Annotated in this window: 18 protein-coding genes; 16 read left to right on the forward strand and 2 right to left on the reverse strand. The window is 47.4% G+C overall.

Annotation, left to right across the window (positions count from 1 at the left end; genetic code table 11):
• The first annotated feature begins 148 nt into the window (after nucleotides 1-148).
• The 13 genes from ACE3MZ_RS01250 (at nucleotide 149) to ACE3MZ_RS01310 (ending at nucleotide 14,436) form a co-directional block, all read left to right on the forward strand.
• Nucleotides 149-3,262, forward strand: coding sequence for a lantibiotic dehydratase (locus ACE3MZ_RS01250; RefSeq protein WP_411344748.1), 3,114 nt, complete (start codon nucleotides 149-151; stop codon nucleotides 3,260-3,262).
• Nucleotides 3,253-5,091, forward strand: a complete 1,839-nt coding sequence (locus tag ACE3MZ_RS01255) for an ABC transporter ATP-binding protein (protein WP_411344749.1) — start codon at nucleotides 3,253-3,255, stop codon at nucleotides 5,089-5,091. Before ACE3MZ_RS01250 ends, ACE3MZ_RS01255 begins: the two co-directional genes overlap by 10 nt.
• Complete coding sequence (locus ACE3MZ_RS01260) at nucleotides 5,073-6,410, forward strand: lanthionine synthetase C family protein (protein ID WP_411344750.1); 1,338 nt, start codon at nucleotides 5,073-5,075, stop codon at nucleotides 6,408-6,410. Before ACE3MZ_RS01255 ends, ACE3MZ_RS01260 begins: the two co-directional genes overlap by 19 nt.
• A 124-nt stretch (nucleotides 6,411-6,534) precedes the next feature.
• Nucleotides 6,535-6,708, forward strand: coding sequence for a gallidermin/nisin family lantibiotic (locus ACE3MZ_RS01265; protein ID WP_188774481.1), 174 nt, complete (start codon nucleotides 6,535-6,537; stop codon nucleotides 6,706-6,708).
• Between the two features lie 157 nt (nucleotides 6,709-6,865).
• Nucleotides 6,866-7,354, forward strand: coding sequence for a NisI/SpaI family lantibiotic immunity lipoprotein (locus ACE3MZ_RS01270; RefSeq protein WP_411344751.1), 489 nt, complete (start codon nucleotides 6,866-6,868; stop codon nucleotides 7,352-7,354).
• 12 nt (nucleotides 7,355-7,366) lie between these two features.
• Nucleotides 7,367-8,083, forward strand: coding sequence for a lantibiotic protection ABC transporter ATP-binding protein (locus ACE3MZ_RS01275; RefSeq protein WP_411344752.1), 717 nt, complete (start codon nucleotides 7,367-7,369; stop codon nucleotides 8,081-8,083).
• The gene (locus ACE3MZ_RS01280; protein ID WP_411344753.1) at nucleotides 8,080-8,832 is read left to right on the forward strand and encodes a lantibiotic immunity ABC transporter MutE/EpiE family permease subunit; all 753 of its coding nucleotides are present in this window, start codon (nucleotides 8,080-8,082) and stop codon (nucleotides 8,830-8,832) included. Before ACE3MZ_RS01275 ends, ACE3MZ_RS01280 begins: the two co-directional genes overlap by 4 nt.
• 1 nt (nucleotide 8,833) lies before the next feature.
• Nucleotides 8,834-9,604: a lantibiotic immunity ABC transporter MutG family permease subunit gene (locus tag ACE3MZ_RS01285; RefSeq protein ID WP_411344754.1), complete on the forward strand. Its 771-nt coding sequence runs from the start codon at nucleotides 8,834-8,836 to the stop codon at nucleotides 9,602-9,604.
• Nucleotides 9,605-9,643: 39 nt separating this feature from the next.
• Nucleotides 9,644-10,306, forward strand: a complete 663-nt coding sequence (locus ACE3MZ_RS01290) for a response regulator transcription factor (protein ID WP_411344755.1) — start codon at nucleotides 9,644-9,646, stop codon at nucleotides 10,304-10,306.
• Nucleotides 10,297-11,712: a sensor histidine kinase gene (locus ACE3MZ_RS01295; RefSeq protein WP_411344756.1), complete on the forward strand. Its 1,416-nt coding sequence runs from the start codon at nucleotides 10,297-10,299 to the stop codon at nucleotides 11,710-11,712. The genes ACE3MZ_RS01290 and ACE3MZ_RS01295 overlap by 10 nt, the downstream gene beginning before the upstream one ends.
• 207 nt (nucleotides 11,713-11,919) lie before the next feature.
• Nucleotides 11,920-13,167 (forward strand): DUF445 domain-containing protein, encoded by a 1,248-nt coding sequence (locus ACE3MZ_RS01300; protein WP_411344757.1) that lies wholly within the window; start codon nucleotides 11,920-11,922, stop codon nucleotides 13,165-13,167.
• A gap of 95 nt (nucleotides 13,168-13,262) precedes the next feature.
• Nucleotides 13,263-13,766 carry a hypothetical protein gene (locus tag ACE3MZ_RS01305; protein WP_411344758.1) on the forward strand — a complete coding sequence of 168 codons (504 nt, stop codon included), beginning with the start codon at nucleotides 13,263-13,265 and terminating at the stop codon, nucleotides 13,764-13,766.
• Nucleotides 13,699-14,436 carry a nucleotidyl transferase AbiEii/AbiGii toxin family protein gene (locus tag ACE3MZ_RS01310; protein ID WP_411344759.1) on the forward strand — a complete coding sequence of 246 codons (738 nt, stop codon included), beginning with the start codon at nucleotides 13,699-13,701 and terminating at the stop codon, nucleotides 14,434-14,436. Before ACE3MZ_RS01305 ends, ACE3MZ_RS01310 begins: the two co-directional genes overlap by 68 nt.
• 77 nt (nucleotides 14,437-14,513) lie before the next feature.
• Here the strand turns inward: ACE3MZ_RS01310 and ACE3MZ_RS01315 are convergent, their stop codons facing one another.
• Nucleotides 14,514-16,250 carry a glycoside hydrolase family 13 protein gene (locus ACE3MZ_RS01315; RefSeq protein WP_411344760.1) on the reverse strand — a complete coding sequence of 579 codons (1,737 nt, stop codon included), beginning with the start codon at nucleotides 16,248-16,250 and terminating at the stop codon, nucleotides 14,514-14,516.
• 269 nt (nucleotides 16,251-16,519) lie between these two features.
• Between ACE3MZ_RS01315 and ACE3MZ_RS01320 the strand changes: the two genes are divergently transcribed.
• Nucleotides 16,520-17,470 carry a CorA family divalent cation transporter gene (locus ACE3MZ_RS01320; RefSeq protein WP_411344761.1) on the forward strand — a complete coding sequence of 317 codons (951 nt, stop codon included), beginning with the start codon at nucleotides 16,520-16,522 and terminating at the stop codon, nucleotides 17,468-17,470.
• A gap of 141 nt (nucleotides 17,471-17,611) precedes the next feature.
• Here the strand turns inward: ACE3MZ_RS01320 and ACE3MZ_RS01325 are convergent, their stop codons facing one another.
• The gene (locus ACE3MZ_RS01325) at nucleotides 17,612-18,115 is read right to left on the reverse strand and encodes a hypothetical protein (protein WP_411344762.1); all 504 of its coding nucleotides are present in this window, start codon (nucleotides 18,113-18,115) and stop codon (nucleotides 17,612-17,614) included.
• A gap of 479 nt (nucleotides 18,116-18,594) precedes the next feature.
• On the opposite strand from ACE3MZ_RS01325, the gene ACE3MZ_RS01330 reads away from it, so the two are divergent.
• Both ACE3MZ_RS01330 and ACE3MZ_RS01335 read left to right on the forward strand, forming a co-directional pair.
• Nucleotides 18,595-21,318 carry a stalk domain-containing protein gene (locus ACE3MZ_RS01330; protein WP_411344763.1) on the forward strand — a complete coding sequence of 908 codons (2,724 nt, stop codon included), beginning with the start codon at nucleotides 18,595-18,597 and terminating at the stop codon, nucleotides 21,316-21,318.
• Nucleotides 21,319-21,584: 266 nt separating this feature from the next.
• Nucleotides 21,585-22,562: an aldo/keto reductase gene (locus tag ACE3MZ_RS01335; RefSeq protein ID WP_411344764.1), complete on the forward strand. Its 978-nt coding sequence runs from the start codon at nucleotides 21,585-21,587 to the stop codon at nucleotides 22,560-22,562.
• Nucleotides 22,563-22,662: the final 100 nt, after the last annotated feature.

Genomic DNA, 22,662 nt, shown 5'->3' on the forward strand with positions numbered 1-22,662 from the left:
CTTAAAATAAATTTCACAGTTTATCAACGCAAAGGAACTGTTATTTACATAACCGGACTGCTGGTCTACTGAATCGCCTGTAAGTCATCTATCCAACACAACAGATATTATCTGCTCCAATACATTTATTTGAAAAGAGGTCATGGAGATGAAGCCACTTTTTCAGCCAGTCGGACAGTATATGGTACGCCTGCCCCTAAGCCCTGTTTCCGCTGAGACAGATTCTATGAATAGGAGTGGAGCGGAGGAGCAATTGCAACAATGGTGCGGCGATCCGTTATTTCGCGAACAGATATTGATCGCCAGTCGCACATTGTATGACACGATGAATGTGTATATCAATCACCCAGAGAAGTTGAATGGAAAAAAGAAGCGCAATTTTGTACAGGCGATGATGAAATATGCAGGACGGCGCGCTCATCGCACCACTCCGTTCGGTCTATTTACTGCTGTAGGTGTTGGGCAGTTTGAGGAGCACAACCAATGGACGTACGATCATCGTCACATCCGCAAATCGGCGCGCGTGGATCTGGAATGGCTATTTTTGCTAATCAAACGCCTGGAGCAGGAGTGTAGTGTGCAACTTGATTTTAAATTAAATCCAGCTTGTTATATCAAGGGGGATCGCGCGTACTTGCTGTATAGTCTGGACGGTCAGTCCGAAGATGTTCAGATTCGCGCGACGCCTGCCTTTCAGATTTTGTATGAGAATAGCCGGGCGGCGGCTTCCTTCCCTGCACTAGTGCAGACGTTGTTGAATTATTATCCCGATACATCGGCAGAACGCATCCAGCAGTATGTGCAGGAGATGGTCAATCAGGAGTTTCTCATTTCTAATCTGCGTCCTCCGCTGAATGTCAGTGATCAGTTTGCTTTTGCCATTCAACAAATGGAACGATGTCATCTGGATGCTGGAATCATTGCACAGCTTCAGCAGATTCAGCGTATGATCTGCGATTACAATGCGACGAAGCCGGGAGAAGGAGAAGCAGCCTATTTGCAGCTCGTAGATGCGATGCAGCATATCCAATCTTCATCCTCGCCGCTACAGATTGATACGAGCATGGATCATGACGAGCACACGTATTCGGGATTGGGTCTGAATCAGGAGCTAGCCGGGCAAATGGCACATCTGGCTTCTATGCTGGCTGCTGTAGCGATACCGCTTGAGCACAGACAAGGTTACTGGGAACAATACAAAAACAAATTTATCGAAGCATACGGCGTGGATCGCGAAGTCCCTTTGCTGGAAATGCTGGATACCGCTACTGGGATCGGGGCACCGTATTCGTATACTCATCCAGCAAATGATTATTTTGAGCAGATTCAGCCGGGTGAATATGTGACACCAGCATTCAAAAGTTTGCTGCTGCTCGATTATACGGAAGCGGTACAGAAGGGAATGCCGATCCAATGGACACGGCAGCATTTTGCAAAAGTTATCCCTGCAGAGCCAGATCGCGGTGAAGTGCCGGTGTCGCTGGAATTGAACTTCCTGCTGCGTATGAGACAAGGGCAACCGCTGCTGTATTTGGGGCCGAATATCGGTTCGAGACAGGCAGGCAAAACATTTGGACGATTTGCTCATCTATCGTCAGGCATGCATACGGTACTTACGCATATTCATGGTCATGAGCATAGAATACGCGGTCAGCAGGCAGAGCAGATGTGTGAACTTAGCTTTATTCCTCATCAGATTCGTTCTGGCAATGTGACGCGTAATGCCAGTGGACGCGCCAAGGAAATGGCTTTATTTACGAACAGTTCGCGCCGCACGGAAGATCAGGTAGGGATAGAGGATATCGGCATCGGTATACACGGCAATCGCTTTTATGCTCGGCACCGAATAACGGGGGAGCTGCTCGTGTTTGGTGCGAACAATATGCTCAATCCATTGATGACTACGAATGCGATTCGGTTTCTACAGGAAATGGAAGAGCATCGCCGCCGTAATTGGAGTTATTTTCCGTGGACAGACGTGTACAAAGCCTTCAAATATATACCGGAAATTCGCTATGAAGGTATTGTGCTGTCCGGTGAACAATGGCAGGTCAATCTGAATGATCTATATGAGCATGACAAGCCGGATGAGAATGAGTTTGCTGAACGATTTGAGCAATTCCGGCTACGATATCGTTTGCCGACAAGCTTTTATATTGCTAATTCGGATCATCGGCTGATCGTCGATACGCAGGATGAACGCTCCTTGCGCATGTTGTTCGCCGAGCTTCGCAAAGCGGGTAGCCAGAATATTCAACTCGTCGCTCTGGAAGAAGGAGAACCGGCGATTCATGATGCGGAAGGACGCGGTTATGTTGCAGAAGTGGTCGTACCGCTCGTACGTATCGCAGAAGAGCAGCCGCAGTTCATTCAGCAGAAATTGTGCAGTATGGAGCTGGAACAGCAACGGTTGAAGATGCCACTGGACGACTGGTTATACATCAAGCTGTATGGCAAACAGGCAAGAGAGGAAGAGCTGATTGCATTTGAGCTGCTGGACTTCTGCCGCGAACTGTCTGCCCATCTGCCGGTTCAGCATTTCTTTATGCGTTATATGGACCCCAAGCCGCATCTTCGACTTCGGTTTGCCGCTGATTCCGCTACGTTGTTAACGATGTTACCGGATGTGCTGGATTGGTTGAAAGGGCTGAAGCAGCAAGGGTTGATTGCGGATTATACGATCGCTTCGTATGATCGCGAATTGGAGCGTTATGGTGGTGTTGCTGCTATTCAAGCGGCAGAGCGACTGTTCGGTGCAGACAGCTTTGTCGTTGAATCGATATTACGCGGAAGACGCTTAAAACAGTTGAACATGGAGATAGACACGATTGCGATAATCTCCATCATTCGTCTGCTACAGCAATTGAATCTGAATCCGCAACAGCAGCTCGATATTCTGAGCCGTCAGGGTATGACGAATAGCGAATATCGTCAGGAATTCAAGCAGCAGGCAGCGTACTATACGGGGCTTTGCGATCCCGCGGATCACTGGCAGCGTCTCAGTGCAGAAGATGGAGGCAAGGAACTGCTAGATCTGCTTGCGCTTCGGGATGCACATGCGCATGAATATGCACACTATTTGCAGGGCGATATACCGCTGACTGCACATCCAGCTGATATGATCGGCAGCGTACTTCATCTGCATTGCAACCGTCTGCTCGGCACAGATCGGGAACAGGAACGCCGGGTACTGGCATTGACGGCGCATACGCTTCATGCTCTGCATAGCCGCAATCGGGAAGGACATCTGTCATGGAAGTAAAAGAAACCTTTCGGCTGCATGATTTGTTGTTTACGCTACGCCAGCTTCCGCGAACGTTGCAGCTTGTATTTCGATTGGAAGGCAGACTGTTTACCGTCATTGCCGTACTTAGCTTGATTACGGGATTGGCACCGATTGCTACGCTGTATATTTCCCAAGAACTGATCAACTCTCTGGTGCATATTCAGTCAGGGCTTCAGCCGATCTTATGGCTGTTTGCCACGTATATCGTAGTCACCTTGATCTCGGAATTGATCTCGCAGACGATGGACTTTTACAATACGCGCTTTCAATTCAGTATGAATTACAAATTGAACTATATGATTATGGAGAAAAGTGGACGTCTGGCACTAGAGGACTTTGAGAATCCAGAAGTATACGATCGGTTGGAGCGCATCACGCGCGAGATTTCGTACAAACCGTTTCAGATTTTTCAGTCGTTTATTGCCATGATTACCGCTGCGGTCACATTAGTATCAGCGATTCTCTTCCTGATGACCTGGAATTGGTTTATCGCGGTACTGTTGCTGCTTGTGCCGGTATTGTCGCTGTTTTATTTTCTACGGATTGGTCAGCAGGAATTTTTCATCCAGTGGAAACGGACAGGTGAGGAACGTAGAGCGTGGTATCTGAATTACATTTTGACGCATGATTTCTCATTCAAAGAAGTGAAGCTTTATGGGTTGAAGGGATATATTCTGGATCATTATTTGCGGATCAAACGCAAATTTTTGGAGCAGGATACCGCTGTGCTGCGGCGCAAGACGGCATTCAATGTTATGTACGAGATCATTGTGCAGATCGTTGGTGCGGCTGTGATTCTGATGGCGATTCTGTCCGCTTATGCAGGTCGGATTATGGTCGGTAATGTGCTGAGCTGCATTCGTTCTGTCGGTATGGTGCAGAGCAATTCGCAGGCGATCATTAATCAGATCTATGCGATCTATAACAGCAATCTGTATATGAATCAGCTGTTCGAGTTTTTGGAATATCGGGAGGAAGTGATTCCAGAACATCTGCAAGCAGGTGAATATACGGAAGCTATCCATTCGATTGCAATTGAACATGTGAGCTTTGCCTATCCGGGCAGTGCACAGCGTAGTCTGGAGAATATTAGTCTTACGTTTCGGGCGGGTGAGCGAGTAGCGATTGTAGGGCCGAATGGTTCAGGCAAAAGCACACTGATCAAATTACTATCCGGTCTATATCGCTTGCAGCACGGAAGTATTCAGATCAACGGTCATTCCGTAGAGCATATTCATCCAGCTGATTACAGCAATCAACTGGCAGTATTGTTTCAGGATTATATGAAATACGAGATGACGCTTCAGGAAAATATAGGCTTCGGTCAGGTCAATCGTATGCACGATACGGATCAGATGAAATCTACGCTGGAGCGGATGCAGGCTCATTTTGTCAAAGAGCATGGTGATTACAATCTGAATATGCAGCTCGGATTATGGTTTGACGAAGGACGCCAGCTATCCGGTGGACAATGGCAGAAGATTGCACTTGCGCGCACGTATTTCCGCGACGCTTCGGTCTATATTTTGGATGAACCGAGTGCAGCGCTTGATCCTATCGCGGAAAAAGATACATTCGATACCTTTTTCCGACTGTCTCGGCAAAAGATCGGTATTTTTATCTCGCATCGGCTTATAGCTGCGCAACAGGCTCATCGGATTATCGTGATGGATCAGGGACGCATTGTAGGTGAAGGCGTGCATGAACAGCTATTGCGAGATTGTCCAGTATACCGACAAATGTATGAATCGGAAAATTACGAGATCGATATGGGAGGCGAAGCCGAATGGAAACAAGTGCAATAAGTGCAACCGGCTTGCCGATCGTTGACCGGATCAAGCAGATTGCGCTAAATATGCAAGATTATGACCGCTTACTGGATGTGGTTACTCATCCACATAATGATTTGCAGATTGGCAATGAACGCATCAGTCCATGGAATGTTGCGTCATTGAGTCACGGGATTCCGGGCATCTGTATGTTATACGCTGAATTGCATGCTCATTTTCCAGAAGAAGGCTGGGATCAGAAAGGGCATCATTATTTATCCATTCTGGTGCAGCATATTGCCAGAGAAGGAATGCATAGCCCGTCTTTATTTTCAGGGGCTGCCGGCATTGGTCTGGCTACTGTCTGTTTATCGCAAAATGGACAGTTATACGGCAAGTTTATTCAGCGGATTCACGATTACTTGCTCATTCATGTTCCTGTCATGCTGGACAATGCCAGAACAGGCGGTGTGCGTAGCGGAGATTACGATGTGATCGAAGGATTGAGCGGCATCGCTGCCTATCTGTTATGGTTCCGGCAAGATGAGCAGATTCGTCCATTGCTGGAACAGGTAGTCGATTATTTGATTGAACTGGCACAGCCGATCAGATGGGGGCATCAATCCATACCCGGCTGGCATATTCCAGCTGCTCATCAGTTTAGCGAGAGCGAGAGTCAACAATATCCAGACGGTAATTTCAATCTTGGTCTGTCTCACGGGATTCCGGGCCCACTGCTGGTCTTATGCAAAGCATGGCAGCAGGGCGTTCGGAGAGCGAACCAGCTCGAAGCGATCCGTGATATGGGAGCGTTCGTGATTCGATTTGCTAGTACGGATCAACAGGGTCATCTATTCTGGAAAGGCTGCATTGGCATGGATGAATTCCAACAGGGGAGAGCGCATGAGCAGACTGAATTTCGGCGTGATGCGTGGTGTTATGGCAGTCCCGGTGTATGTGTAGCACTTTGGCATGCGGGCGAGGTGCTGGCACGAACGGAGTGGAAGCAACTGGCGCTGGATACATTTCAGCACACGCTGGAGGAGATCCATCATATCTATTCGCCAACCTTTTGCCATGGATTTGCAGGTATCGCCCAGATCGCGAGCCAATTCCAGCAATGGAGCGGATCGCCATCTATGCAGACGCATATTGATCGGATCAAACATACTATGATGGAACATGATAATCCACAATATGTATTTGGATTTTGCAATCTAGAGCATTTTGAGCATAGAGGCATGACTGCTGTACAATATACCGGATTGCTGGACGGCACAACTGGAACGGCGCTGACATTGCTGCATCTGGAATTAGGGCAGCGCACACCGTGGCAACAGGCATTTTTGTTATAGGGAAAGGAATTGGAAGTGTTAATTTTACCGATTTGGAAAAATATATAACTTAAATCCATATTCTGATAAAATCCTGATATTTGCCGTATACAATGAACTCATCCCAAAGAGAGGAGTGAGTATCATGGCAAAATTCGATGATTTCGATCTGGATCTGGTGAAAAACCCGCAGCAATCTTCGCTGCAAGTGGAGCCGCAATGGAAAAGCAAAAGTTTCTGTACACCGGGCTGTGTAACAGGTGTATTGCAAACATGTTTTATCCAAACTGCGACTTGCAACTGTCATATCAGTAAGTAATCAAACGGGCCGTATACATACGTACACTATAAATTCAGGGCACGGCCTGTGTATGAAATGATTGCAAGCGGGGGACGAGAGCTACCTTTAGGGTAAGCGGCGTGCTCCGCTTTTTTTATATGGATTGAGATCGGCTATTCATCAAGGAGGCGAAGAAATGAGATCAGTCAAAGTGATATCTTCCGTCGTTTGTATGCTGCTCGTTGTTGTATCTACGGGATGTCAGAGTCTGGATCAATTCAAGAAAAAGGTAATCACTGAAACGGAGAAAACAGCCAGCTATACGGTTGATCCCGATGTGGAGCCTGTGACTATGGCACAATTGATAGATGAAGGGCGTTCGGATTGCTTTGTATTTAACGGTGAGGTATATCAGATGCAGCATGAGGTAAAGTCGGATCAAGTCGGACGCGCACTGGGATCGGTAGGGGAAATGTATATGGTAGATCAATATGGCAAACGGTGGAGCAAGCAGGAGTTGAAGCAACCGTATGTCTATGCAAATCCGCAAGATGTTCGCGAAAAACATCCCCTGCAATATGGAGTCGTTTATCAGCTCAAGTCGACTTCAGCTCATTCTGATCAGGAATCGGTCATTATTCGTTTCAATCATCAATATATGCTAGCTATCAAATCTGAACTATAGAGGATGGATCATATGAGTGAATACATGTTGGAAACACACAATCTCTCCAAAACGTTCGGACGTGAAATGGCTGTTGCCGATGTCAGTCTGCAAGTTCGTCGCAATAGCATATACGGTCTGCTCGGACCGAATGGCGCTGGCAAATCAACAACCCTCAAAATGCTGACGGGGTTGTTATCGCCCACTTCCGGTAACATTGTATTTGATAATCATCCGTGGAGCCGCCGCGATCTAAGTTCCATTGGAGCGTTAATCGAATCACCACCACTCTATGCGAACCTGACAGCGCGCGAGAATCTGAAAGTGCACAGCATTTTATTAGGGCTAGATGATCAACGCATTACCGAGGTGCTGGATATGGTGACATTGAGCCATACGGGTCGTAAACGAGCAGGGCAATTTTCGATGGGGATGAAACAGCGACTCGGAATCGCGATCGCCTTACTCAATCATCCACAACTGCTTATTCTGGATGAACCGACCAACGGTCTGGACCCGATTGGCATTCAGGAGCTACGTGAATTGATTCGTTCATTTCCGCAAGCAGGCATGACGGTAATTTTATCCAGTCATATTTTGTCCGAAGTGGAGTTGATTGCTGATCATATCGGTATTATCAACAATGGCAAACTCGGATATCAGGGCGAGATTCACCCAGATGATGATCTGGAGCAGCTATTTATGGATGTTGTACAGGCAGATCGTATGACAGAAGGGGTGACAGGATGATTCGTTATGTGCGCGCAGAGCACCTCAAGTTCAAGAAGTCCTTTTCACGTAAATTGCTGCTGGTTGTGCCTATATTGGTGCTGCTATTTTCCTTTTTTATGAATCCGATGTATACGGTGACGAATACGTTTAACTGGTGGTCGATTTTCTTTCTACCGCTAGTTATTGCATTGTTGAGCGGGTTGTCTCATCAGAAAGAGCAACGATCGATCGGTTACAATCGTATCTTTTCGTTGCCAGTATCTCTGGCGAACGTCTGGTATGCCAAAGTGATCGTGATTGCAGGCTACACGCTGTGTATGTTGCTCTTTTTTGAATTGATATTGATGCTGTTTCAACTGGTTATGCCTATTGGAGGGCAATTGTTGAATACATTGCTGGCGGCAGGGTTGTTGTGGCTCGGAACGTTGTGGCAGATTCCATTGTGTTTATGGCTGGCACGCAAATGGGGGTTGGTCACTGCTCTGCTGGTGAACGCGGTAGGCGGAATTGGATTAGGTACGTATGTTGCGCCATTGCCGGTGTGGTGGGTCAATCCGTGGAGCTGGTCGATTCGTATGATGTGCCCGACGATTGGTGTTCATCCGAATGGAGTACCGCTTGTTCCGGGTGATGCACTTTGGAATGTGGATGTGATTGCTATTGGAGTGCCGCTAGGGCTTGTTCTATTTGGGCTAATGCTCGTCTGGACGGGTAAGGTATTCGCAGGCGTGACGCGTTCAGCTTCTATTGCAACGGAGGTGAGTTGAGATGATAGCGGTCTGGCGATGTCTGCATGCAGATTGGTACAAAGTCAAACGCACGCCTTTTGTCTGGATGCATGTGGGCTTACCGCTGATCTGGACGATTGTGTATGTGCTGTATATGCAAGGGAGAACGTATACGATGGTCAATGTGTATACAGGCTATATGGAAGTGCTAGGTGCGATGCTGCCTCTGCTATCGGGAATCATTTGCGGCATGGTCGCTATGCAAGAGGAACAGGCAGGTCATTTTCAAAATGTATTGACCCGTACTCGCATCAAAGAAACCGGGTATGCGAGCAAGCTGCTACTCGTCTGGGGCTGTGGCAGTCTGTCAATTATTCTGTCGGTATTACTACTTGGTTGCGGCATATCGCTGTCATTGAATATCGGGCAGGTTCCGTATGCTGCATTTCTGCTAGGTGCGGTCTATTTGTTGCTTACTAGTGCTATACTGTATGTAATCCAGTTATGGGTAAGTTTTACATTCGGTATCGGAGCGTCTATTTTGCTAGGCGGTTCGGGTACGTTGATTGCTGCTATTATGATTACCGGTCTAGGCGATCACATCTGGCACTACATTCCGTGGGCATGGGGCGTACGCATGACTGACAGTATCGCTTTGCTGCATATGGACACATTGACCGAAGCGGTGCAGTCTTATCTGAAACAGGATATGGCAACGGGATGGTTATGGGTGATTGCTGTCAGCATCGTGACTTTATTAGGCAGTCTATTATGGTTCCGTCATTGGGAAGGAAGCCGAACATACGAATGAGTAGAACTGGAGACCGATTACGAGGCAGGAGTGATGGTCGTGTTCAAAATACTGGCGATTGATGATGATCGCGATATTCTTGCGCTGATTTGTAATATTTTGCAGTTGGATCAGCATCTGGTCAGCGTTCGTGATCAGGTTCATCAACTGACGATTGAGGATGTTCAGGGATATGATTTGATTTTGCTTGATGTGATGATGCCGCAACTCAATGGATTTGATTTTTGTCATACGATTCGAGATGCGGTAGATTGTCCGATCTTATTTTTGACGGCACGTTCGGAAGAGGAAGCCATCGTACAAGGGCTGATGACCGGAGCTGATGATTATATTACGAAACCGTTTGGCGTGAAGGAATTGAGAGCGCGGGTGAATGCACATTTGCGGCGTGAGAAACGGGAGAAACGACCGTCTCGTCAGCAGATTGGTGCATTTACGTTTGATTTTGATCTCCGGCAAATCTGGATTGGTGATATGCAGCTACATATGACCAAAAATGAATACAAAATATGCGAATGTCTGGCTCGTAATCGTCATCATGTGTTTACAAGGGAAGAGATTTACGAAGAAATCTACGGGATGGACGGCAATGCGCTGTATTCGACCATTACTGAATTTATCCGGTCGATCCGTAAAAAATGCAAAGAACATGACAGGATGCCAATTACGACCGTCTGGGGTGTTGGATACCGGTGGGAATAAACATACATAAACGTAAAACAACCTTGCGCCGAGAATTGTTTAAATACTTGATTGCGCTGGGGCTTAGTTTTGTTCTGGTCATTGGTCTATATCTTGCACTCACCACCTTTGCCATTCGCGCTGGCTGGGTCTTCCCCGCCAATTACAACGAACAACTCATCAAGCAGGGAGAATCTATCATACGTGAAGCTCCAGAAGTTCGCGAAGATATGTTGCCGCTTGGCTCCAAATACGTCGTTCTGGATAAACAGAGCCATGCTGTATTGTATGGCAATATGGATGATGCGGAGACCAAGCTAGCGAGTCAACTCGTTAGCGGGCAATCCCCGGCGTATTACGGGCAGCAAGTGTATACGCTGATCGAGCGTCCCAAAGACTACTGTGTACTGCTATCCGATCTGCGTCCGCAATTCAGCTCGCCCTATTTACGCAGTCATCTGCCCAATTACGAATGGACAGGCAATGTGCTGCTGGGACTATCGATTTTGAGCATCTCGTTTCTGGTTACGACGATCTTTGCCAGACGATTTCAAAATAGTCTGAAAACTTTAACCCGAATCACTCGTCATATTCAAAATCAAAATCTGGATTTTGCCGAGAAGAAATCGGGCATTAAGGAATTTGACGATGTGGCGCAGGCGCTAATCGAAATGAAGGATGCGTTGCAGCAATCGCTAGAAACGCAGTGGAAAATGGAACAGACCAAGCAGGAGCAGATTGCGGCGCTTGCTCATGATATCAAAATTCCAGTCACCATTATTCGCGGCAATGCCGAATTGCTCAGCTTATCAGAGCAAAATCAGGAACAGGATATGTACACCCGCTACATTCTGAATGCCAGTGACAAAATTGATCAGCATGTGCGCATTCTGATTATGATGTCGCGCACCGGCAGCAATTTGACCCTTCATAAGGAACATGTGGTGATTCAAGAGTGGTTGAAGGAACTGCTGAGCGATACCCGTGCATACGCAGGCTGCAAGCATATTCAGATCGAGCAGCAGGCGCAATGCACCGATATGGTAGTGCCGCTGGACAAGCAGCTATTTCACCGGGCATTGATGAATATTATTGCTAATGCACTGGATCATACACCAGAAGGTGCCAGCATGCACATCCATGTGCATTGTGATCGCCATGGATTAACGATGGTCATTACGGATAGCGGTCCAGGCTTCACACCCGAAGCACTGGAAAAGGCGACGGAACTCTTTTATAGAGGGGACAAAGGTAGAAATGCAGACGGTCATTACGGCATGGGACTGACCTTTGCCGAATATGTGATCAAGCTGCATCATGGATCGCTACAATTGCAAAACGATCTACAGGGCGGAGGCGGACAAGTAACGATTCGAATGCCCGGCATATCGGAACAAACGCCACCTACACCGACCGTCAATCATTGAGACGTGTAAGGCAAAGACATGATCGGTTGAAATAAACGACACCCTTCAGCTCCTTCTTAACGTATCTATATAGGAACACGATCGCTGTTGATTCAGCCGTGCTGGATTGACGTAATAGTATGTGGGATTGGGAAGTGTTGTGCTATACTATTGCACATCCGGCCACATGCAGGCCGACGTGGAGTGAAGCGCTGGAGGAGGAAACTTATGAATTCGAGGTATTTGGCGAGTATTTCGCTTGCGGTTATGGCAGCCGGGTTTATTGGGACGCTGTTTTTGCCGCAGACGACACTCGTTTTGCTGATTCAGGGCGGCTTTGAAGCTGGGCTGGTCGGCGGGATTGCCGATTGGTTTGCGGTGACCGCGTTGTTCCGGCATCCGCTTGGATTGCCGATCCCGCATACATCGTTGTTGACCCGCAATCGGGAGAAGATTATCCGCTCGCTCATCTCAGCGATGGAGAATGAACTGCTGAACAAAGAAAGTATTGAAAATAAACTGCAACAGTTCAAATTGTTTCCGTTTGCGCTGTCAGCGATTACCCGCCAGCTGGGCAAAAAGACTGTGCGGCGTGAGATTGTTAGTCTGGTGATCCCAACGGTACAGCGGTTAGACCTGGAGCCGATTGCTCGTTCGGTATCATCCGGGCTGGTCGATTATATGCACAAAGCTAATTTGCAGGCGGCTGGCAACAAAGTGTTGACCCATCTGCTGAATGAGCGCTATGACGAGAAAACGCTCGATTATATGCTCAAGCAAGTGCACAGCTGGGCAGCGCGTCCACAAAACCGCGACAAACTGGGCAAAATTGCACTGGAGCAGCTGGAGAACATCAATCTGGGCGGGTTCAAAGGCTTTGCCTTTCAGGCGTTCGCGGGCATGATTAATGAAGATACCGTAGGTGGTATTTTACAAAATGCTCTGATGTCTGCCGTCGATAACTTGCAGCGTTCAGATAATGAATATCGCGAATCACTGCTGCGTGAGCTGCGTATCCAGATGTTCCAAGTCGTCGACGATGAAGAGACATGGTTCAAAGTCAAAGGCTGGGCAGACGAAATGCTGCAAGGCGAAGCAGCGCAAGCGTTCATCATGGAGCGCCTTGAAGAGGTGCGCGGTATGGCAGTGAATATGCTGGAACGCGAACGCGATACCGGCGGCAAGCATCTGTTCAAAATGTACCGCTCGCTTATCCGCGAACTAGGTCGCGACCCGGAGAAAGTACATGCGTGGGAAGAACGTCTGCGCGGCGGTATTATTAGCGCCGTCAGCCGCAACCATTACCGTCTCGGTCAACTGGTCAAAGAAAATCTGGATCAGATGGACAACGAGACATTGGTACACATGCTGGAGGAGAAGGTCGGTCAAGATTTGCAGTGGATTCGCGTCAATGGCGCACTCTGCGGCTTTATCGTCGGTTTGATCCTGTCAGCGATTCATCTGTTTTTGGTTTAATATAGTTTTGATAAAGATAGCGTTATCGTTTTAAAATGACTATGATAAAATTAGATTGCTTTTCATCTCAAATCAATAAAGAATGGAGTGATAGTATGGAATATAATTATATACCAACCACAGATAAGCGCCGTTATATCAGTGGACTGCATTCTTTAAATTTGGACGTTGGCGATAATACAAATAGCGATTGGCATTTTGCTAATTATTGGCTAATAAAAAATAAACCTATCGAATTATTTGGTGTTGGAAGTAAAGCAGACACTACACCTATATTTGGAAATCAAGGTGTGGAAAATCGTGCATATTCTCTACGTCGTTATGGTATTGAAGTAAGTAAGGTTTATATTGCTGATCATACTCGAGCTTTTGTTGATTTGGTATATCGTACCCTGAAATCTACAGGTCGTATCGGCTATGCTAAAGGAATGAAAGACGAAATATTTAATAATATTGAGCAAGTAAACCAAGTTTTTGACATGTTAGTCAAGTTGTTGCCTTATTTAAATGAAGATTCCAAGGAGGTTCTGGATGAGTGGTTATCTAGAGAATTTAGATCTTTCTATAAATCCAGAAAGTTTGGAGAAATACAAAGTTGAGCGAATACACGTCATCGGTAAAATTCTGGCTGCAATTAATAGTAGTAAGGACGCTGATAATTTTGCACTAAAAGGTGGTACAGGACTATTATTTTGTCATGGTTTAAACAGGTTTAGTGAAGACATCGATCTTGATGCTATAAGACCAGTAAACCTTATTAAGCTTATTGAAAACACCTTGAAAAATGAAGGTTTTACATGTTCTATTCGGGTTGCTAAGAATACAGAAACTGTAACCCGGTACATGATTAATTATGGCAGTGTTAGCGATCAACCGTACCCTTTAAAAATAGAAATAAGTTACCGTGAAAAAAAAATGTTATCTCGAGGAATATTCAAACCTATCTTTATCAAGGGTATTCGTACGTATTCCATGGATCATTTATTAAACACAAAGTTTGCTGCATTCTCGAATAGAGAAAAAGCTCGAGATTTTTATGATCTATCTTGGATGTTAGATCATCATCCGCAATTGTTTGATGCCCGTTTAGCTACTCAGCTTTTACAAATAATTGCGTATAAAGATCCTGATAGTTTAGAAGAACTTTTAAAAGAAGAATATATTAATGACCATATACTCACAAAAATTGATACTACGTCATTGGTTATTAATTTTATCGAAAAGCTTGAAGTTATTGCGTCTACTGATAATTCTGAAAAAAAGCATTAATCAAAGTTAATTTGGCTATGTATGAGGTAAAGCATTCTATCTTTGAATTTATGATGGAGTGCTTTACCTTTTACTATTTATTGATCCAAAATGGAAAAACCGCGGAATACAAGCGATTCGTATGGCTTCAATTGGGCAGGTTGTTGAGAGATCGCAGCGCGTGCCACATCGCGCGAATGATCGCCGTGTGTACACAAAATCAGCTCGGACGATTCGAGACGATCAATCAACTCCTGTGGCAATTGCAGCTCCACTTCAGAGCGCGAGAAGTTCAAAATGATCAGCCAGTGCTCATCGTGCCATTCGCGTGTATAAGCGAAGATCTGATCGTGTTCGGACATGATGCAATCGTATTTGCCATATAACAAAGCCGAACTTTTGCGGCGGATATGGATTAGTTTACGGTACATAGTCAAGATCGAATCGGGATCATCTTCTTGCCGCTGGACGTTAATATATTCCTTGTTGGGATTCACCTGCATCCATGGCTTATGCGCTGAGAAGTCGGCATATTGACTATCATCCCACTGCATCGGGGTACGTGCGTTATCGCGAGCTTTGGGACGAATACGCTTCATTACCTGTTCCGGGTCCTCGCCGTACTTGGTAGTCATTAGATCGTAATAGACGCGTGCCTGCTGTTCGGTCACATCATCAATCGTATGCAGATGAGACGCATTGGTCATACCAATCTCATCCCCTTGATAAATGTATGGCGTGCCGCGTAATGTCAATTGAAAAATGCCCAGCATCTTCGCAGACTCGACGCGGTAACGTCCTTCATCGCCGAGATAGGCAACGAGACGAGGGTGATCGTGATTACTCAGATACGTGCCCATCCAGCCTTCCCCGTACAGATCTTTTTGCCACTTGGCGACAATTTCCTTTAACTCGTGCAGATCCCATGATTTGCTTTTCCACATGTCCTTCGGATCGTCGCAGATTTTGGATGCTTCGATCATCAAGACCATGTTCAGCTCTTCGCGCGCGGGGTGCGTGTATTCTTTCACTTCTTCCAGCGTTACGTCAGAAGCTTCGCCTGTTGTGAAGATATTATAATGGGAAAAGACTTCGGTATACATCTCATGCAAATATTCATGAATATGCGGACCATTTTTATAAAACTCTGACGAGTTCGCCTGCATTTTTTCTGTATCAGTGGCAGGTGGAAAGCTCGTATCTTTGGAAATGGAATTGACCGCATCGATCCGGTAACCATCCATCCCCATATCCAGCCAGAAACGCATCGCTCTATGCATATCTTTGCGCACATTGGGATTATCCCAATTCAAATCCGGCTGTTTGATACCGTAGGAATGTAGATAATATTGTCCGGTTTGTTCATCCAGATGCCACATCGAATCGCCGAGAAACGATGTCCAATTGTTGGGCGGTCCGCCATCTGGTGCTGGATCACGCCAGAAATAATAGTCTCGGTACTTGTTATCACGCGAGGAACGAGATTCTTTGAACCACGGATGTTCATCTGAGGTATGGTTAATTACCAGATCCATAATCATGCGCATATTGCGTTCATGCAGCTCGTGCAAGAGCTGCTTCCAATCATCCATCGTGCCGTATTCGGGATTGATGCCGTAATGATCGGTAATATCGTACCCATAATCGGCATTCGGAGACGGATAAACGGGAGGAAGCCAGATTATATCGATGCCCAGATCCTGAAGATAATCAAGCTTGGAGAGGATGCCCGGAAGATCGCCGATGCCATCGTTGTTGCTGTCTTTGAAGCTGCGGGGGTATACTTCGTAAATAACACTTTCTTTCCAGAATTCGGGCTTCATGATTTTTCTCATAATCCTGCTCCTATCGGAAATAAATAGTCTGACCGGATTGTATATGTGTACCGGATATGCTGTGTAAAAGGAAGTTCCTGTTCTTTTTAATACCCGTAACTGGCTTGCCGAAATCCGGCAGTTATAAAAAGATAAACTTTTGTTACTTCGCAGTAATATGATGATCCAAGTGGAACATCAATATTTGCGCAATACGACAGATGCGAGCGATACGTAGCGGCAACTTTGCGGTTATATAATAGACAGATAGCATGGGAAGGATGATCATCATGGACAAACCGGAAGTACTACCATCCGGTCAGGGCTGGAAATGGTACCACTTGGATGACAGTCAGCATTTGATTGAGCATGAGGATTTTGACGAGCGAATCAATGCTTGGGCTTCGGAAAGTCTGCTGTGCAGGCATAATCATATATCGACCATCTCCTATGTCGACGGGCAAAATGCCATGAATGGCACGCTTATTGCGCGCTTGACGGACGAGCCGGGTGACGGCTGGATTTTCCATTATTACGTAGATGGAGATAGGCTGATCACAGTTGGCAATACCGATTGGCTGGAAAATAAGATTAGCGGTAGAGCGTGGGAAGAATATGTACTGGAACAAGGACAGCCGATCGAAGGATTTATTTTCGTGATCAATTCCTTCATTCGTGCCTTATTCGCGCGGATGGATGAGATCGAGCTGTATCTGATGAAGATTGAGAACCGGATGCAGGGCAACAATGGCAGTCGTTTGCTCAAAGAAATTATTGATCTGCGCAACCAGTTAACCCGCTGGAATCTACATACGATTGCGCTCAAGGAAATCGAGTATGCGATCGAGGAGACGTTTCCCGATACACACGACAATTCCAACACCTGCCGTATTATGCGCATCTATATGAATCGGATTCGAATGCTTCAGCAAAATTACGAGCATGAGATTGATTCCCTGCTCAAAGTCGATGACAATATCGGCAACTATCGCTCCAACATGATCATGCGTACATTGACTGTCTTCACCGTGCTGCTGACCCCGATGACCGCACTCGGCGCCATCTGGGGCATGAATTTCAAAAACATGCCGGAACTGGACTGGTCATGGGGCTATGCTGGAGCGCTCGGTCTGATTGCCGGTACTACTCTGATCACGTATGGATGGCTAAAACGAACCGGTCTGACCGACGACATTTTGCGTATTGATCTGAAGCAGGAAGAACATGACGATGACAAATGAATACGCATAGGATCCGCTTTGTCGCCAGTATTGTCACAAGCTGCGCAGTAGCGGATGGTACATGGCACAACAAAGGCTACCGTCTGTTATATGCGGTAGCCTTTGTTGTGCTTGTCTAGCCGATTCATGCTGATCCGTCGATCAGCGCCAAATGGAAGAAATGCGTGCTACTAGCGGTTTGCCTGGTGTGATCGGATAACGCGCCGTCAACCAACTGATCGTATTTAGGCGGGTACGCAATTTGATGAGGTCGGGAATCTTCCCATCATATACGCGGAACGATATAGCAAATTGCGGATTGCCTTCTGCATCGTGTTCGCCAAAGAAAAAGTCATAGAAATCCATGTCATGACCTATTTCAGCACGCATGATTGGAAATAAGACATCCGTCATACTTTGACCGTACGCACCTTCATATCCTCGGTAGATGCCATCCTCCATATTCAGCGCGATCGAATAGTTGTATCCATTACGATACGATTCTCCCTGTGCCTGTGTGTCTAATGAGGCGGCGGTAGAACTTGAAGCGACAGGGGAATCGGATGATTGTACTGCTCCTTCCGCTGCGTGATCAGCAAGGGCGACAGGAACCGATACACCCCACAGCAACAACATACATATGGATACCATTAACCATCGAATCATGATAGACTCCTCCTTTGTGTGTTTGCAGAACAGATAGAAGCAAGCAAAGCGTCGCGCGCTTGAGGGGCATTCCTCCTTTCCTTAAATATGTTAAGATCATAAGTTATTTACTAAAATATGTATATATAAAATAATTATTCCATTTTAGGTTGAATAACAAATCCGTTTTGGTAAATGAATTGTTTCCATTTGTAACTTTCCGCAGGTTGTTCGCCGAATATAAACGGTGGTACCTTACAAGGTGTCCGGCGCACAAGCCGTACGACGAATGGCAGCGAAGCCCGCTATATACTGGCAATACATACCGAGGTGGAACGCTGGGATGCACATCATCCGGTCTGCTGGTCTTCATCGCAAGGAAGGAACACCGTCATACATAGAGAGATGGTACGCCTGCATATGAACGACTAACATTCGCGAAACCAAGAATAGCGGAATATGGAAACAAGTTTGTAATCAGGGGACAAGGAGATGTCAAAGTGAAAAAGAAGCTAGGAACAGCATTACTTGCAACAGCATTAACCGTCAGCGGGGGTGTACATATCCCTTACGCGGTTGCGGCAACGCCAATCAAGATTGTGATCGATGGTGTACAGCTGAACACAGATCAACCTTCGGTGATGTCCGGCAGCCGTACGATGGTTCCGCTGCGTGGCGTATTTGAAGCATTGAATGCCAATGTCGGCTGGAAGCAAAGCACACGCACCGTAACCGCCACCAAAAATGGCACCACCATTACATTGCCACTCGGCTCCAAAACAGCCGTAATCAATGGCAAAAATACATCGCTGGATGTACCGGCAAAAGTCATCAACGGTCGCACCATGGTGCCACTGCGTTTTGTCAGTGAAGCGCTAGGCAACAAAGTGGGCTGGAACAAATCCACCCAGACTGTAACGATCACCACCGGTAGCACAACGACTCCAACAACACCGACGACACCAACCGTCGACAGTGCGGTCATGCCTGTCGCTTACGTAAACGCAACCGTCATCGGTCAGCAGGGCAATGGCAGCGATCTGCAAGTCGTTTTCCCGGCTTCCACTAGCAAGACAGGCTTGAGCCAGTACCGCATTCTGGTGAGCAAAGCTTCCGATACAAGTTCCTTTACCCTGAGCCGTGCGCTGGCGGTGCCTGCGAGCAATTATCAGGCAGTACCAGCGGGCAGCAGCAGTAATTATACGATCACCCTCACGCCGCAAGCCAAAGATGTGAACGGCGAGCTGATTCAGAAAAATGTCAGCTACCGCGTCTATGTTCTAGCGGTTGGCAATACCGGGTATATTAGCGCCATCACGACGGGGCAATCACTCGTCAATCTAGGTGCTACCGTATCCGCATCAGCAACACCAAGCAATGTGAAGCTGAGCGACGTGTCTGACTATAACGATGGTCGCGATCTGTCTGTATTTTTTGGCAAAGCGTCCAGTGAAACGAATGTTTCGGCATACCGTTTGTATATCGTGCGTACCGCCAGCGCCAGCACATTCAACACGTCCCAAGCTTCTGCTGTAAGCAGCGATAACTATACATTGGTAAGCAAGACAGGTTCCGATCAGACCGTACGTCTGAAAACGGCAACCACCGACACATCCGGCAAAACGATCCAGCAAGGCGTAGCGTACTCCGCATTTGTAATGGCGGTAAACAGCACTGGCGACGTACTCGGTCTGTCCGCAGTGTCCAACAGCATCACACTGGGCAATACGTCACCAACCGTCAGCATCAGCAAAGTCGCAGATGTTAGCAATCTGGGCGACGCTCGCGATATTCAACTGTCCTTTGACAAAATCGCTGACGAATCCAAAATTAGCGGATACCGTGTCTTCGTTGTGCGCAGCAAAGATTCCGGCAACTTCGATCTGGCAACAGCTAGTGGTCTGGCATCCAGTCGGTATATGGATGTATCCAAAGACGGCTCCGATCATGTACTGACCTTATCTTCTTCACTCAAAGATAACAACGGGGATGCGATCGCCAACAATGTAACGTACCGTGTATTCGTCATGAGCCGCGGAACAGGTTCCTACAGCGATTCACTGTCTGCCGCTTCATCCAGCATCACCCTGTCGTCCAGCAGCAAAACGGTCGGCACGACTAGCAGTGTAGCGTTGACCGACGTGAGCGACTATGGCGATGGACGCGATGCGCAGGTTACTTTTAACAAAGCGAGCGATGAGACGCTGGTGAGTCAGTACCGCGTAATGCTCGTCAAAGCGAGCAATGCCAGCAACTTTACCCAGACCAAAGCTCAGAATCTGTCCAGTTCCAACTACACATCGGTCACGAAAAATGGCTCTAACCGCACCGTGACATTCACCGCTGGTGCGCGTGATACCGATGGCGACACCATCAAAAACGGCGTCGCTTATCGCGCGTATGTGCTGACAGTCGGCACCGGCGATGCAGCAGATACGTATGCTCTGTCATCCAGCTCCAGCACCGTTACACTGGCAGGTAGCACTGCGGTGTCCGCCGTTACCGGTCTAACGGCGAGCGGCAGCAGCCCAAGCAGTGCCAAAGATATCACCGTTGCATTCACGCCTGCGAATGATACCGGCATCTCGGAATATCGCATCATTGCGGTGCGTACCGATCAAGCGGGATCGTTCAATCTGGCAGCAGCGAACAATACCAGCTCTGCCAACTACACCCGTGTGAACAAAACCGCATCCAAAGTAACGCAAGCACTGACAGATAGTACCAAAGACTACAACGGCAACGCCCTTGTGAAAAATGTCAGCTATCGCGTCTATGTGTTGGCTATAGCGGACGGTTCTACACGTACAGTCAATGCGCTGTCCGGCGCGTCCAATGATTTTACCCTTACAGACAAAGCAGTTGCTGCACCGACAAGTGTGTCTGCCGATGCAATCAATAACGGTACGGCAATCCGCGTAAGTTTCTCCCGTCCGTCCGATACGACGGGAATTAACTCGTATGCGATCATGCTGGTGCCGTCTGCTAATGCCAATAGCTTCTCCTTGTCCGACGCGAACCGCGTAACCGCGCCGAACTACCAGACTGTAACTGGCTCGACGTACAGCGAATGGTCGTTCTCGCTGAGCAATACCGATTATAGCGGCAATGCGCTGCGTCAAGGTGTAGCGTACAAAGCATTTGTCGTATCGGTAGCCAACGGCAGTACCGCAACTGTAAATGCATTGTCACCAGCTTCCCGCGAAGCAACGATGCTGCAATAGGAACACAATGCACTTGCTAGTTCCTATATGTACTATGGAAGTAGCTTGGATATGCTGCGTACGTTTTGCTTGTACTCTAATTTTCTACCCAGCCGATCATTTCCTGTACAGGGAGTGATCGGCTTTTTGGTATGTCTGCTCAAAGTGAGATCAGACCAAGACAGGTGAGCATACGACACCGATTTGACTTTTCATATCGGAAATTGGGTACAATACAGAGGTGCAAGCCGAAATCATGCCCGGTGTGGCGGAAACGAGGGAACAGCATGGAATATGTAAAATTGGGACGTACTGGTCTGGAAGTATCGCGTCTATGTCTTGGATGTATGAGTTACGGCGTACCGGAGCGTGGCACGCATCCATGGACGATGGAAGAGGAAGAGAGCCGTCCATTTATCCGGCAAGCATTGGAAATGGGCATCAACTTTTTCGATACGGCCAATGTGTATTCCGACGGAACGAGCGAGGAGATTGTCGGTCGTGCGCTCAAAGATTACGCGCATCGCGACGATGTGGTAATTGCGACCAAAGTACACGGCAAAATGCGCCCGGGACCGAATGGCGGTGGACTATCACGTAAAGTCATCCTGAGCGAGATCGACAACAGCCTGCGCCGCCTCGGAACGGACTATGTTGACCTGTATCAGATTCATCGCTGGGACCCGTTGACACCGATTGAAGAGACACTGGAAGCGCTGAACGATGTCGTTCGTGCTGGCAAAGCGCGTTATATCGGTGCTTCGTCTATGTACGCATGGCAATTTATGAAGGCGCTGGACATCTCCAAACGCAATGGCTGGGCGAGCTTCGTCTCCATGCAGAATCATGTGAATCTGCTATATCGCGAAGAAGAACGCGAGATGTTGCCGCTATGCCGGGAAGAAGGCATTGGCGTTATTCCGTGGAGCCCGCTGGCGCGCGGTCGTCTGACGCGTGACTGGAACGAGGAGACATCGCGCTCTGAGAGCGATGCGTTTGGCAAAACGTTATACAACGCATTTGAAGATGCCGACCGCCAGATTGTTGAGCGGGTCGCCGAGATTGCCAACGAACGCGGCGTACCACGAGCGCAGATTGCACTAGCTTGGGTCATTCAGAAAAATCCAGTCACCGCGCCGATCATCGGAGCAACCAAGCTACACCATTTGGAAGATGCAGCCGCAGCGCTGGATATCAAGCTCACATCAGAGGAAATCGCCCGTCTGGAAGAACCGTACGTGCCACATCCAGTGAGCGGATTCTAAATAGCAATGCTCCAATGATCGCTTGAGAAACGTACGGATCGTTTGACAAACGTACGAGATAGCATTAGGTGCATAACCGCATACTAAGGATATCGCTCTA

This window comes from Paenibacillus sp. WLX1005 (assembly GCF_046603685.1).
Lineage (GTDB): Bacteria > Bacillota > Bacilli > Paenibacillales > Paenibacillaceae > Saccharibacillus.